Annotated in this window: 11 protein-coding genes; 4 read left to right on the top strand and 7 right to left on the bottom strand. The window is 60.5% G+C overall.

Annotated elements, in window-relative coordinates; genetic code table 11:
* Nucleotides 1–526: 526 nt before the first annotated feature.
* From RIN13_RS04150 to RIN13_RS04135, 4 genes are all read right to left on the bottom strand, one after another.
* Complete coding sequence (locus RIN13_RS04150) at nucleotides 527–1090, bottom strand: hypothetical protein (protein ID WP_309106069.1); 564 nt, start codon at nucleotides 1088–1090, stop codon at nucleotides 527–529.
* 464 nt (nucleotides 1091–1554) lie between these two features.
* Nucleotides 1555–1920: a hypothetical protein gene (locus RIN13_RS04145; protein WP_309106068.1), complete on the bottom strand. Its 366-nt coding sequence runs from the start codon at nucleotides 1918–1920 to the stop codon at nucleotides 1555–1557.
* Entirely contained in the window at nucleotides 1917–2144 is a 228-nt protein-coding gene (locus RIN13_RS04140) for a hypothetical protein (protein ID WP_309106067.1), read from the bottom strand. The genes RIN13_RS04145 and RIN13_RS04140 overlap by 4 nt, the downstream gene beginning before the upstream one ends.
* Before the next feature lie 19 nt (nucleotides 2145–2163).
* Entirely contained in the window at nucleotides 2164–2796 is a 633-nt protein-coding gene (locus tag RIN13_RS04135; protein ID WP_309106066.1) for a sigma-70 family RNA polymerase sigma factor, read from the bottom strand.
* A gap of 179 nt (nucleotides 2797–2975) precedes the next feature.
* Here RIN13_RS04135 and RIN13_RS04130 point away from each other — a divergent pair, with 179 nt between their 5' ends.
* The gene (locus tag RIN13_RS04130) at nucleotides 2976–3260 is read left to right on the top strand and encodes a hypothetical protein (RefSeq protein ID WP_309106065.1); all 285 of its coding nucleotides are present in this window, start codon (nucleotides 2976–2978) and stop codon (nucleotides 3258–3260) included.
* On the opposite strand, the gene RIN13_RS04125 is transcribed toward RIN13_RS04130, so the two are convergent.
* From RIN13_RS04125 to RIN13_RS04115, 3 genes are all read right to left on the bottom strand, one after another.
* The gene (locus tag RIN13_RS04125; protein ID WP_309106064.1) at nucleotides 3257–4210 is read right to left on the bottom strand and encodes a class C sortase; all 954 of its coding nucleotides are present in this window, start codon (nucleotides 4208–4210) and stop codon (nucleotides 3257–3259) included. The two genes, RIN13_RS04130 and RIN13_RS04125, sit on opposite strands and share 4 nt — an antisense overlap.
* Nucleotides 4211–4267: 57 nt before the next feature.
* Complete coding sequence (locus tag RIN13_RS04120) at nucleotides 4268–5731, bottom strand: SpaH/EbpB family LPXTG-anchored major pilin (RefSeq protein ID WP_309106063.1); 1464 nt, start codon at nucleotides 5729–5731, stop codon at nucleotides 4268–4270.
* A 103-nt stretch (nucleotides 5732–5834) separates the two neighbouring features.
* Nucleotides 5835–8999: a DUF6923 family protein gene (locus RIN13_RS04115; RefSeq protein WP_309106062.1), complete on the bottom strand. Its 3165-nt coding sequence runs from the start codon at nucleotides 8997–8999 to the stop codon at nucleotides 5835–5837.
* Between the two features lie 290 nt (nucleotides 9000–9289).
* Here RIN13_RS04115 and RIN13_RS04110 point away from each other — a divergent pair, with 290 nt between their 5' ends.
* The 3 genes from RIN13_RS04110 to RIN13_RS04100 all read left to right on the top strand — a co-directional run bounded on the left by RIN13_RS04110 (nucleotide 9290) and on the right by RIN13_RS04100 (nucleotide 13942).
* Nucleotides 9290–9946 (top strand): TetR family transcriptional regulator, encoded by a 657-nt coding sequence (locus RIN13_RS04110; protein ID WP_309106061.1) that lies wholly within the window; start codon nucleotides 9290–9292, stop codon nucleotides 9944–9946.
* A gap of 115 nt (nucleotides 9947–10061) precedes the next feature.
* Nucleotides 10062–11087: an isoprenylcysteine carboxylmethyltransferase family protein gene (locus RIN13_RS04105; RefSeq protein WP_309106060.1), complete on the top strand. Its 1026-nt coding sequence runs from the start codon at nucleotides 10062–10064 to the stop codon at nucleotides 11085–11087.
* Nucleotides 11088–11302: 215 nt separating this feature from the next.
* Nucleotides 11303–13942 carry an AMP-binding protein gene (locus tag RIN13_RS04100; RefSeq protein ID WP_309106059.1) on the top strand — a complete coding sequence of 880 codons (2640 nt, stop codon included), beginning with the start codon at nucleotides 11303–11305 and terminating at the stop codon, nucleotides 13940–13942.
* Nucleotides 13943–13948 lie beyond the last annotated feature (6 nt).

Here is a 13948-nt window from a genome sequence, read left to right as displayed (position 1 = left end):
GGATGTTGCGCTGGTCGTCACGTGGGGGACATGCAGTCGCAACTTACGTCAGGACGTTGCCGTCGTCCCAGAAACGTTCCCACTGCGAACTGACAAGTGCGAGAACGGTTAAACGCTCCTTGCGTGACTGAGATGCGGCCCATGCCATGATCCAAGAAGATCCAGACATGTACTACCGCCCTGACTGGGCACATCGATGGTTCCGCCTGCCCTTGCCCCTCCGACCAGCTTGGCGCGCGGAACCTGGATTTTGAGCAGAACGACTGCCAATTTGACGGTGCAGCTAGGGGAAGGACGTGACACATTCTCCAAATCCATAGTGAGGGCTGCAGCCGATGCGGAACTGAGGGCAGGGATTCGGCGCCAGTTCATTTGCCCCTTGTGCTTGACGATGCGCGGCAGTTTCAGGACGCACCCAGTGAACGGTTCCGTGACGGAACCCATTGGTTCGACAGTTCAAGATGCCGTCGTAAAGGGGTGCCAAGCAAGCCAGTCCCGTCACAGGGCTGTGAAGCGGGCCTCTGACCTAAAACCTCCAGCGGATGCTTTCGCCTCCCACAAGATGCAGGGACACGCTTGTCAGGCTGTTCCCGGCTTCGTTGAAGACCATAAAACATCCCTCATCTGCTTCCCCGGCAGAGAGCTTCTGGTTGCTGATCTGAGGACAAGGCTGAAGATCGCCACCCAATGGGATGCCCTGCAACGTTTCTCCTCCGGAGGAAACGGCTTCCCATTGGTCGACCGTTATTGGGAACGGTTCCCCTGAATGCAGTGAACCGGATGTGATCTTTGATCTGAACCAAATGTAATGAGGGATCTTATCCTGGTCTTCGGCGGGGATATCAAATCTGTTGAGGTCATCAATGGATCCTGGACGGACACTTGTAACCGCGATTCTGAGAGTCATTTTTTCCGATCCGGCTATCACCTGGACGTCTCGGGGAGTCCCTGCCTGACTTCCCAGGCTGTCCGCTGCCAGGGACTTGATGTAGTAGGCCCCAACCACAAGGATGCCGACCATCAGAGGTATCAGAACCAGCAAGCGCACCACCGCCGCCCTGTTGAGGGGCGAATCTGCTTTTACATGCATTGGCAACCCGATTTCATCATGGGACTGTATTGCTGGACCCGCAGGGTATCCAAACAGCGAGGTGACGGCAGATGAGACCACCTGCAGTCCCTGATTAGACGATCAACGGGACCGATCGTGACGGTGCGGTCCTGGCTGGCTGCTTGTCGTCACGACCCCGCAGGATTCTCGCCTATAAGGCAGATGGATACTTGGTTGTGTTTCCGTGACATGAACATGTGGTGGTGTGGGACGGGCGGTTCAGTTCTTCAGGATTACTGTTCCGCCCGTCCCTTTGGGCGGCAAGGAGTCTCACGTCTTGGCGCCCTGAGCGGGACTCTCACACTTCATCCGGGGGATTTGCATGAGAGATCCGGGCATCAACCGCCCGCACATGTGGTTAACCCGGGAGAATGCAATTCCTGACGCAGTTTCGCCGGGGAAATTCGCCAAGGCGAACGGCGTCTGGGAGCAGGGCGATACTGTCAGGCGGCAGTTTTAGTCCGGGCCGCTGTCTGGCGTCGTTGCGCCCGCAGGCGCCTGCTTGGGCCTGTCCGTGCCCCGATTGATCTTTCCAGGTCGTTCCCGGATCGTTCCTGGGGATAATTGGCCTTTCCCGCAGCGGCCTGGCGTAGTGCCTCCTCCATCGGCAGGACCGGCTCCAAGGCGTTCCTCCGCTTGCACTCCCCTCCTGGCGGCTTGTGCGGTGTGCGGCGTTTGATGAAGCGGACCCCAACAACGGTGAGCCATGCCGTCCCCAAGATTAGGAAGGCGCTAATGGCAATGAAGGCTGCCCCTGCGAGGAAGACCAGGAGCACTCCGGCGTAGGCGAGGTGATGGGCATCAATCATTGCCAGGCCTTTCCTGGGTCTACGGTGTGGTGCTCGGGGGGCTGCTCGATGGCGGAGAGGATAGTGCTGACGGACTGGAGGACGTCGCCGGTGAGTGCCAGGATCTTCACAGGGTCAAAGGGGCCTGCCAAGGCATGGCGGTATTCCGCGTAGGATCCGGCAAGGTCCTGAAGCAGCATCCCCTCGACGCCCACCATGTCCCTGGGAAAAAGACCTGCGCCCACGGGTCTCCCCTCGTATCCCTCAGTTGAGTCCACCACGGTCCAGGCCTCCCGGTTCTGTCATTGGGAGGGCCTGCCGTTCGTAGGCGGCGCGAAGCCCGGCACGGGCCCTGATCAGCAGCGATGAGACCGCATTGGCTTCGATGCCCAGCAAAGGGGCGATGTTCCTTGGCGGTTCGCCCATTACCTCGGAATGCCAGAGCACTATGCGCCACCGTTCCGGAAGAGTCCGCATTGCCGCCGCAACGTGCTCGTGCTCGAAAACACTCAACACTGTTTCCAAGCCAGGGTCTTCAACGGCGACGGCGAGAGGGTCCAGGTCTTCGAAGGGGGACGTCCTCTCCTTCGCCTGCCTCTTCCAGGCATTATTCGAGACCGAGCGCACACAGGTATTCAGGTAAGGCGCAAACGAGTCGCTGGGGCCGAAGCCGTTACGGATAGCACGAACAGCGTTCGCGAACGCCTCATGCAGAACATCTTCAGCATCCTCCGCCCGGGACATCAGCGACCGGGCAAACCTCAACGCCGGTTCGCGGTGCCGCTCATACAGGGCAGCCATCGCATCCGGATCCCCGTTCCGCACACCATCGATCAGGTCCGCCTCCGGCCCAAAGACGCCGGCGTCCTCGGGCACCAGTTCCCCCACTGTCTCCACGCATTCTTCCCATCACTCGCCCCAAACCCAGTAAACGATGACCACCGCTCTCCTCCTATACGCGGGCGGCTTCCGTTTTATGACGCGAAACTGCATGGGGCCGAAAAGAATCTTCTTGGGATGGATAGGCCATTGCGGTAAAAGCACAAAATCCCGACGGGCGGCTCTAAAGTGTTTCAATGGGACTGAGATATGATCACGCCGGCCTGGCTGCGGTCGTTATGACGCGAATTGCGGCCGAGGAATCCGAAGGACCGGGGCAGCTGACCGGCCGCATGACCGAGCTCGTCGAAGAGTTGGTGAGACGCAACGGCCCCAACTCCGCAACAGAGCTGGCCATCGCTCTCGCCCGGCAACACTTCACCATCCTGTCGGCGGCCGCCCAAGCCATCAACGTGCCTGTAACGGAGCTTCTCGCCGCCCTGGAACTGGAGCAGCTGGCTGGGCTTGAAGACGGCGGCTAGTCCGGGTCTGTTTTGGTTGGCATTGCTGCTGCTTTTGGTGCGCGGCCGGGTGCGCGTGTAGCAACGATTGGGAGTGTAGCTGCGACCAGAAGTGCCAGTGCCCACCAGGGAAAGCCGGGGTCAGTTGTCGTGCTGGGGAGGACGTGCTGGGTTGAGTCGATGACCGGCGGGTCGGTTCGTTCGCCACGCACGAGCAGCCTGTGACTGTTGATACCTTTGGGGGTGCACGTGATCAGGGTGATGTAGTCCTTGCCCTCCACTTTGCGAAGAGCCCTAGTGTCGTCGGGAAGCACCGTCAGGATTTGGTCGACCTTGTAGTGAAGGGTCTCGTCCAGCGTCGTAACGCTAAAAACGTCGCCTTCAGTGACTTGGTCCAAGTGGTCAAAAAGTGTGGCGCTGACGAACCCGGAGTGGCCGGTAAGGACGCTGTGGGTGCTGTCTCCCCCGACCGGCAGGGCGGAGCCGAACAGGTGCCCGATCCCTCTGGAGAGGGCGCCCTCATCTGTCCCATGAAGGATTGGCAGGTCTGCACGGATGGAGGGGATACTGATGCGTCCCATCATCCCGTCAGGTCCGACGCCAAGCATTTTCTTATACGCATCAGAGCCGGAACCGATGACAGTCTGCTCGCCGTTCTCGTTCAGGGCGAACGGATCCCGCAGCGGCCCGAAAGGCAGTTGCTTGTTGAATTGCCGGGCTTCGTTCAGAAGGCCTGTCTTCACGGACGGGGAGATGTTTTCAACGCTATCGATGTAGCCGCTGATTTCCGTGGCATGCACCCGGTCAGAGAACCACGCCGAAGCTGTTGGATAGACCAGAACCCCCACGCCGAGGACCGCAGCCAGAACGATGACGACACGTTGCTTGCTCCACTGCTGGCGAAGTCTCCGCCTAGGGCGGGTCCTATCGGGCGTCTGAGGCGGGGCGTGAATCGATTCTGGCTGTGTCATGAGGATCCTGGGAAAGTTAGCTGCGAACACAACGGCTGTAGCAGCGCTATCAGAGTGTTAGTTCTTTGCTGCCCGACGTGAACGCACGAGCAGCAGGGCTGCGCCAGCAACCAGGAGGGAACCGCCGGCGTAGAACAGGGCAGCACCAACACCACCGGTCAGCGGCAGCTCGAATCCGTTGTTGGACGGAACGTTGGTGATCTCAAGATCCACGCCCGCCGTGGTGGTCGCAGTGTTGATCAGGAATGAGACCGGTGCTGCGAGCAGCTCATGACCGGCCGGTGCCGCGGTTTCAACCAGGTAGTACGTGCGGTAGTCCGGGGATCCAGGGGAGACTGTTGCACCGTTGGCCCAGTCGGAGTACCGCAGACCGGAGATTGTCAGCGTTCCATCGGCGGCAACCGTGAAGACGCTCTGGCTGTTGAGCACGATCGGGTTGGCACCTGCCAGTGCGTCAGCTTCGTTAGCGTAGACCGAGAAGGAAGCACCGGCAAGGGCGGCACCGGTTGGGCCTACCTTCTGCAGAGTGATTTCGCCCCATTTGGTGACGACTGGCGGGGTGGGTACGCCAGTGCCGGTGAAGCTGCCCGCGTTCGGGAAGACCGTCGCGCTGTTCGCGATCTCACCGATGGTGTTCACCGTGGTGTTCACAACGACCTGAACTCGGGTGTCGTTGTGGGCTGCGAGCACCGCAAGACCTTCCGGGGTGAAGGTGACCGAAACAGTGTTCGTGGCAGCATCGAAGGCCACTGTGTAGTCGATGACCTCAGTGATAACCGTGCCATCGACCAATGTTGCGGTTGCGTTGATGTAGGTCAGCTTCGGATCCAGTGCATCAACCACTTTGTAGCCATCGAGAACGGCTTCGTTGGGGATATCACCGCTGATGGTGAAGTCGATCTGGTCGCCGAGGTTGATATCGGCAGCGTCGCTGACGGTCTTCGCGGCAGTCGTTACAGAATTCTTCGGGTAGACATGGACGTCGTAGAGCCAGTTGTCCGTGGTGTTCGGATCGGTCAGCGGCACAGAGACCAGGAACGGGGCCGACGGCGTCACGCTGGAGGGGTAGCTGGTCTCAGTGACCAGATACAGGCCCACGGGAAGACTGGTGAAGGATGCTGTACCGGCGGTATCAGTGACCTGGGTCAGTCCTGTTCCCAGGGTGAACCCTGCACCCGTAATGGACCCTTCAGGGTCCTCGGCGGAGAACACCGTGCTTAGGTTGTGCGCAGACTCCCAGCCAGCGTTGGTGGACAGGTCAAGGGCATTGACCTGCTGGATGGTGAAGCCGATGCCGGCCAGCGGAGTAAGGGCTGAAGTATCAACAGCGGTGCCGTCGTTCGGCAGGCCTGTGGGCGTGCTCGGACGCTCAAACTTGTGAATGGTAATGGAACCGGGCTGGTCGCCGTCGACCAAGGGGGCGGCGGACGCCGGAGCCACGGAGAAGGACATTGCCAGCACCGCCCCGGCAATGGTGGCGGCAGTGGTCTTCCAAATCCGCCCGGAGCTGTGATTACCCATTTGTATCTTCTTTCTTATTGATAGTGCAGATGCTTGGGAGTGAACATTTGTGGAGCCCCGGCCCTTCAGGAGTGGGCAGGACCGGGACCAGGTGTCAGGCCGCTTACTGATTCCGGCGTCGGATGTTAGCGGAGGCCAGGACAAAGGCGGCAAGCAGGAGGGCAGAGCCAGAGAAGACGAACGGCCAGTAGCTGGTGCCACCGGTGTCGGGCATCTTCAGGGAAGGCACATCCCTGACGGTGACGAGGAAAATATTGTCCTCATCCTCGTCGCTGCTAGTGACGACGCCGCTGCCATTGCCTTCGCCGACAGTGATGGCACCATCAGCCTCCACCGTGAACTGCACCGGCTCAGCCAGGAGATTGAAGCCATGAGGAGCAACTGTCTCTTCGAGCCAGTACACACCCGGGAGGATTCCTTCGACCTGGAATCGGCCCGTCTCAGTGGGTACGGCCGCGGCCTGATAGTCAGGGTTCACGGCCCCTGGGGTGCCATTCGAGTCGTCATGGATAGCCCAGGAGGACCCAGTCATCGGCACCCAGATCGAACCTGAAGACTCCCCGACCTTTTCGATCAGGAACTTCGCCGGGGTCGTGTGAGTGGTTGTGCAGCTCGGGTCAAGCGGTTCCTGTCCGGTAAAACAGCTGGTCGGCGGCGTCACGGTGCTGGTGCCGGTGACAACGTTAGTCAGCGTCCTGGACCATGCGTCTGCGTTTGAGGTCACCCGATAGACCAGCGTGGCGAGTTTTCCTGCCGGCAGTGTGAACGGCGCGGTAGTCAGCGTGATCGGCTGCGTGGAAGTATCCGGATCGGCCAGCGTGGCCGGGGCTCCGCCGTCGATCACCAACTGCGCGGAACCCGGCACGAACGCTGCATCATCCAGGACAGCGCTCAGATCATCGGTCAGCACCACACCCGGCAGGCTGGTGTTACCGGTATTCGTTGCAACAACGCTGTATGTGATGGTCTCACCAGGGTGCACGATCCCGCCCGCCGGCACTGCATCTGCGACAGTGGCGGACTTAGCCACCGTCCACGGTGAAGGGCTCATTGCGGTGTTCGTGATGGAGCAGGTGTAGTTTTCAACAACAGCCGGGGTGAAGGTCCATGAAGGTCCAGTCCCGGTCAGGGGAGGAGAAGTGCCAGAAGTGGCACCCACGCAAGAGGCCGTCTTCGTGTAGTTGCCGATATCCGTTCCCGCGGCCGGTGCGTCAGTCAGCGTGTATGTCGATCCCGTGCGGATATAAGCCAGGGCGCTGGTTGCCGAAGTGCCAGTACCGGATGTTGTGGCCGAAGTCAGAATGGTCGGAGTGCTGTCAGCAACACTGACAGTGAACTGGTCAGCGGACTCGAACCTGCTGGCAACCGTCTTAGTCACCTGCACCGAGGCGCACAACGCACTGGGCCGCATCTGCGCCATGAAGCCTTCCATGGGTCGCCCACTCTTGATCTGGATGATGATTGAGTTCAGGCCCGTCTGCCAGTTGTTTTTCAGAGTTGTCGAGGCTCTGGCAGAAGAGACAAACCCTGGGTAGAAGTACGGGTTATTGGTACCGCTGCTGGGTATACCGGTGATCTGGGAGCTTTGTGCAGTTCCATTGATGAAGATCTGAGAAACGCTGTTGTCGGCGTAGAAGTCCATCGACAGTGCGAAGGTGGATGCATCGACGGAGGGTGCCAGGGTGAAGTTATAGCGGTAGTACCAGTCACCAGCGAATAAGCCTTGATCGGGTGCCGCCGTGGTTTGCTGGGAAATCCACTGGGCGTTGCTGTAAGGGCTGGGTGCCCACCCTCCGGCCTGAGGTACAAGGTTCCCTACATTGGCGTCCGTCCATGTGGCCCCTCCGGGGGGCATAGAGCTGCCCATGTACGGTGCAGCGGTGTACTCAGCATCAGTCGCTGTAGTAAATGGTCCAGCCACGTCCCAGTTCGCGTCTTTTGCCAGGTTCGCAAGGACGCCGCCGGTTGCCACGTTATAACCGGTGTTGAACAGATTCGGGTTTGAGGTACAGGTGATAAGCGGCCCAGGGCAGCTGGTTGCTGACGAGGAGTTGTTCGTATCGCTCGAGTCAGCCTCGTTCGCCAGCACCGTGGCGGTGTTGGTGATGCAGGCAGTGGTGCCGCTCGGGACTTGAGCCGTGATGGTGTAGGTCTGTGTTGCTCCTACGGCGAGGGTACCGCCGACACACCGGACGTTGTTCCCCGTGACTGTGCAGGCGGCACTGTTGTTTGTGGTCACTGTGGTCAGAGGAGAAGGCACCGCGTCAGTGACGATGAAACCGGTTGAGACTCCGGCACCATTGTTGGTCACGGTGATGGTGTAGCTGATTGCTGTGCCTGGAGTAAATGCGGGCGAGGTGGTCTTGATGATCGACAGATCGGTTGGGATGCCTGGGGAGGATGTCCCGTCATTGTTGCCGTTCGGGGGCCCAGGGTTGGATGAGACCACGGTGAACGTTGGAACCCCTGGAGGTGTTGCGGTTGGGTTGGTAACCGCAATCTGGTAGATCCTGCCAGTTTCGTTGTTGGAGAACCCAAGGTTGCCGTTCCCGTAAGTCCATGCCGCTCCGTAGCCAATCGCGATCGGAACGAGCGGGTTGTATACAAGCACGGCGCCGTTTATAGGGTTGATCCGGACTGGCCGGCCGGTAGAGTTCTGGATGGCCCAGAAAAAGCCCCCCTTGTAGGTGAAGTCGGAAATAACAGGAGCCGACGTTAGGGTGACGGTTCCGGCTGGCGCACCGGTTGTTGTATTGATTTTTTGGATACTTGTTCCAGCGTTCCCGCTCATGACGTACATGAAGCCATCGGGGCTGAATGCACCTACGTTGGTTGCCGCACCGAAAGTCGCGGTACCTACCCTGGTGATATACCCGTCCTGGCCAATGCGGATGAGAGACCCGGCAGGGACGGCAGTCCCGTTGTTAGCGGTTCCTGCCGTGAGTGCTATGCCGTAAATGTAGTTGTCGGCCGGGTTGTAGGCGACCGCGTTGTACTGGAAATTGGAGGCGGAGCCGACCGGAGTGAAGCTCGTGGCACCTGAGCCATTAGTGGTAGTTGCAAACAACCCTGTCGGGACGCCCTGGGCCACATAGACCGTTGCCGCTGCAGAATTGAACGGGTCGCCAGGAGCTGCCTGCACCGGGGCCGCAGTCAGCATCGGAACAGTGAAAGCCATAAGTCCCAAAAAGACGGCAAGGACCAGAGATCCTGCAGTGCCTCGGCGGCGCATCATGGGGCGACCACTGCGCCCTCGGTTGTTCCTCATCGACTTCTTCCCCCATTTCGTCGATCCGGGACGTCAAGGCGCCGACGATGGAGCCGGCCTACGCAGCCCGCCCACAGGTTTTGTAAGTTGAGACCCGAAGTAAGACACACGGTGAATTTTCGTTCGGCACCTGACTCACCAATGACCTCCCCGATTCAATTTCGTGACGAAACCAATAACGCCGATCTCGATTGACGTTCCAATTTGCACACCGGACAACATGTTGAACATGTTCAAATTATGTGTAAGGGTGGCTATTGAACGTGTTCAAAAATATCTGGGGGCACCTGATGGCAGTGAAAAGTGAACGGACCCGAGAGATGTTGGCGAGTGTTGCCCTGGGGATGTTCCGAGAGATCGGTTTCGAGAAGACGACGATGCGTGCCATCGCCAATGAGGCTGGCGTTTCGGTGGGCAACGCCTACTATTACTTCGCCTCGAAGGATGATCTGGTGCTGGAACTCTATGAACAAGTCCAGAACGAGCATGCCGCCCACGCCTCCCACACAATTGAAGGACTTGAGGGTTTTGGAGACCGACTAAAGGCTGTCCTCCATGCGGGAGTCGATGTAATGGCCCCCTATCACGGCTTTGGCGGGGACTTCATCTCCACAGCCATCCGGCCGAGCTCCCCGGTCAACCCTTTCGGGGACCAATCCGCGCCAGCCCGTGAAGCGTCCCTTGCCCTCTTCCACGCAGTCGTTAAAGGGGCTTCCCCAGCTCTCCCCGAAAAGCTGCGCAACGATCTTCCCGAGCTGCTGTGGCTGGCCTACATGGGCACTACGTTGTTCTGGGTACACGACACCTCCGAGAACCAGCAACGGACACGGAGACTCATTGATGGTCTCGTCCCCCTCATAGCCAAGGGCATCTCACTGGCAAAAATCCCAGGAGTAAACAGGATCTTCGACGACGTCCTGAACCTCGCACGCAGTATCCGCGCCTGACACCAATTTGATCCCTCCACATCCGGCAGGAAGCCATGAGCACAAACACAGGATCTGACAACATGCCTCTCGCATTCGCCTGCCGGGAGCCTTCTGGTCCACGCCAGGGCCATATATGTCCGGGCTGATTCTGGTGGCGCCCTTGGCCCTGTGGAGCCGGACATATTTCGCTGCCCAGGCGATCGCCGGTTTGTCCTGGTGGATCGGGGTGTTCTTCTCCCCCGCAGTGCGTGAAGCTACCCTCGGCAGTCTCAACCCGACCGTCGTCGCGTTCTTCGACGTTCCCCTGTTCGTCGTTGCCTCGGCCCTGGCCGCAGTTGGTGTTCGGGCTGCCGCGGTGGTGACTGCCGGCTGGACCGGTCTCGTCGCCGTCGCTCTGGCGGTCTACGCCACCATCACAACCGAAGCGGGATGGGGCGTACTCAGCATGGGTATTGCCGCGGCAGGTTCGCTGATCGCGCTCTGCCTCGTCTTCCTGGGGCGCGTACCGACCACATGGATCCTGCGCGGTCCGTTCGCATTCCGCCAGGCGGACATCCGTCCGATCCGTGCAAACGTGGCTCATACGCTCGGGCAAATCGTCTTCTTCTGGGGGTTCTTCCTGGTGGCAATTCCGATTGCCATAACCGTCCTCGAACGGCGCTGGGAGGTAGGGCTGCCGTTTCCCGCAATGGCAGGACCTGTCGGCGTTGGCGTTCTCCTGCTTGCCAGCTCCCTTGGTATCTGGTCCGCAGCAGTCATGTCGAGGTTGGGAGATGGAACGCCGCTGCCATCAGCAATGCCCAACCGCCTGGTCATCGCGGGCCCCTATCGCTGGATCCGTAATCCGATGGCGATCGCCGGGATTGTCCAGGGCGCGGCGGTCGGACTGATCCTGGAGTCCTGGCTGGTGATCGTGTACGCCGTCGCAGGCTCCTTGGTGTGGGACTACGCCATCCGACCGCTCGAGGAGTCTGACTTACACGAACGGTTCGGCCATGAATTCGAGCAATACCGCGACGACGTGCGCTGCTGGATCCCTCAGATACCGAAAACTTACCGCCCTGCAGGGACGGTGACACCCGCAAAGCGAAGCCCGGGACCAGGCGGGTGCGGAGCTCCCATAGGCTTCTTCCATGCGAAACATCCCTCACGTCCTTGACCCTCAAGTGGTTTCCGGCGACTGCCGCTTCATCTTCGTGCGCCCGCGTGATCATTATCTGGTCAAAGGGAATGCCACAGTCACCGGCTGCGAAAGGCGTTGACCTTACGCCGCGGTCATTCACGCATGCAGGACGTAGGTTTGTTCCCCCGCTGTAACTTTCACGCCCCTGGGCATTGTCCATTTGAGTTAGGTTAGGCTGACCTTCTAGTGTGATGCGGGTGACTGTACAGCCAGAGCTGGCCGGTGTCTCATTCGCGGCCAAGCTTGCCCGCTTCGGGGACAGCACCGCCATCAAGACTAAAAACCAATCAGTGAGCTACCGCGAGCTGGCACGACGCGTCGAGGATATGACCCGCGCTTTCGGACCCGCGCGGCGCTTGATCGCCCTCGAGGCAGAGAACTCCCTGCCGTCTCTGGTGGCCTACCTCGCTGCCCTGTCCTCCGGCAATCCATTGCTCATCCTGCCGTCAGGCGGCGGAGCGGCCGCCGAGATGCTTGTCGCAGCCTACGATCCGGATATCGTGGTCCGAGCCTCAGCCGGTGAGGCGGTTCTGGACGTACTGCATGAAGAGACCAGCCATGAACTGCACCCTGAGCTGGCGCTCCTGCTGAGTACCTCGGGATCCACGGGTTCACCCAAACTCGTTCGCCTGTCCGCCGAATCAGTGCAAGCCAATGCCGCGGCGATAGCCGAGTACCTGCACCTGCGTCCCAGCGACACAGCTGCTACGACACTTCCCCTGTCGTACTGCTACGGGATGAGCGTGGTGAACAGCCACCTTCTGGTGGGCGCATCTTTGGCGCTGACGGACTTCTCTGTGGTGGACCCCTGTTTCTGGGAACTGGTCCGCACCGAAAACGTAACGTCGTTTGCAGCAGTTCCCTACACCTTCGACCTGCTGGAGCGGGTGGGGTTTGAGCATATGGACCTGCCCAGCCTGCGCTACATCACCCAGGCGGGAGGGCGTCTCGCCCCGGACCGGGTGCGTTCTTACGCCGAACTGGGCCGCAGGCAGGGCTGGGACCTGTTTGTCATGTACGGCCAGACGGAGGCCACGGCCAGGATGGCCTACCTGCCTCCTGACATGGCAGCAGAACATCCGCACGCCATTGGAGTGCCGGTGCCCGGCGGGTCCTTCCGGTTGGAGCCAGTGCCGGGCCTCGATGCCTCTGAGCTTGTCTACACGGGACCCAATGTGATGCTGGGGTACGCCGAAAAACCGGAGGACCTCGCCCTGGGACGGGTCATCACAGAGCTTCAGACCGGCGACCTGGCCAGGTGCAGTTCGAGCGGCCTTTACGAAATCGTTGGCCGTCGAAGCAGGTTCGTCAAGATCGTTGGCCTCCGCGTGGACCTGGGCCAGGTGGAACGTCTGCTGGCCGACCTCGGCCTGACCGCCGCGGCTGCAGGCTCTGACGAAGCAGTGGTGGCAGCGGTGGAAGGAAGCCATGACCTCGCCCTGATCGCCAAGTCCCTCGCACAAGATCTGGGCGTACCGCGCGCAGCCATCCAACTCCGTTCCGTTCAGGAGATTCCACGGCTGGCCAACGGAAAGCCTGACTACCCCGCAGTCCAGGCCCTGGCATTCCACGGAAAGGGCCGCGACCACGGCACTGCTCCAGCGGAGGAACGGGGAGAAACCCGGGTGGACGTCCGGAGGATTTTCGCCGAGGTCCTGGAACAGGAAAACATCGCAGACACGGACACATTCGTTTCCCTGGGCGGCGACTCCCTGTCATATGTGGCAGCATCCCTCCGGTTGGAGCGTGCCTTGGGCTATATCCCGCAGGGCTGGCACCTGATGCCGCTTTGCGAGCTTGTTCCCGCCCCGCACCGCCCGCAGAAACCCGCAGCAGCGCCGGCGACGGGCACTCCTGGATCCCGGCAACCGATGAGGGTCGGACGCACAGCCCGCGATGTGTACCTGCGGATGTTTGCCCCGATGGAGACGGGGATCGTGCTTCGGGCCATCGCCATCATCTTCATCGTCTCCACCCACATCGGGTTCTTCCACTGGGGCGGCACCGCCCACGTACTCATCGCCGTCGCCGGCTATAACTTTGCCCGGTTCCAGCTCACCGGCAGCCGCCGTGCCCGGCTCCGACGGCAACTGCGCAGCATTGCCCGGATCGTCGTGCCGAGCATTGCGTTCATCGGCTTCGCCTTCGCGGTGACCGATACCTACACCTGGGTCAATGTATTCCTGCTGAACCCCCTGCTTGGACCGGAAGGGTGGGGCAACCAATCCAGGTTCTGGTTTATCGAGATCCTCGTCCATATCCTGCTGGGCCTGGCGGCGCTCCTCGCCATACCGGCCGCGGACCGGGCCCAGCGCAGGTGGCCGTGGGCCTTCGCGCTGGCGTTGATAGCTGTGGATATGCCGCTGTTCTTCGGCTTGATTGACTCCGGCTATCCAGGCCAGGGCCCCGTTCTGTGGCTGTTCGGTCTAGGTTGGGCCGCCGCCGCATCGCGAACATTGTGGCAGCGGGCGGCCGTGACGGCGATTGCGCTCCTGACCATCCCGCTATCCTTCAGCGACCAGTACCGCACCGCAACAATGCTGGTGGGATTCCTCATTTTGCTCTGGGTGCCCACTCTGACGGTGCCCCGCGGACTTCACCGGCTTATCGCCCTGTTGGCCAGCGCGTCCCTCTATATCTACGTCACTCATTGGTTGGTATACCCGCTCGTCGAAGAATCGGGCAAAGGCCTCGCTGTCCTCGCTTCTCTGGCAGCTGGAGTCCTCTACTGGGGCGCGGCTACCAGAACTATGGGATGGGTGGAACGCCAACTTCGGCGGCGCAGGGCAAGAGCCCAAAGCAGGCGACACTACGAGGTCGCACCCGGCTGACCCCTG

This window comes from Arthrobacter sp. (genome assembly GCF_031179985.1).
In the GTDB taxonomy this organism is placed as follows: Bacteria; Actinomycetota; Actinomycetes; order Actinomycetales; family Micrococcaceae; genus Arthrobacter.
This window is presented reverse-complemented; position numbering and strand designations above follow the sequence as displayed.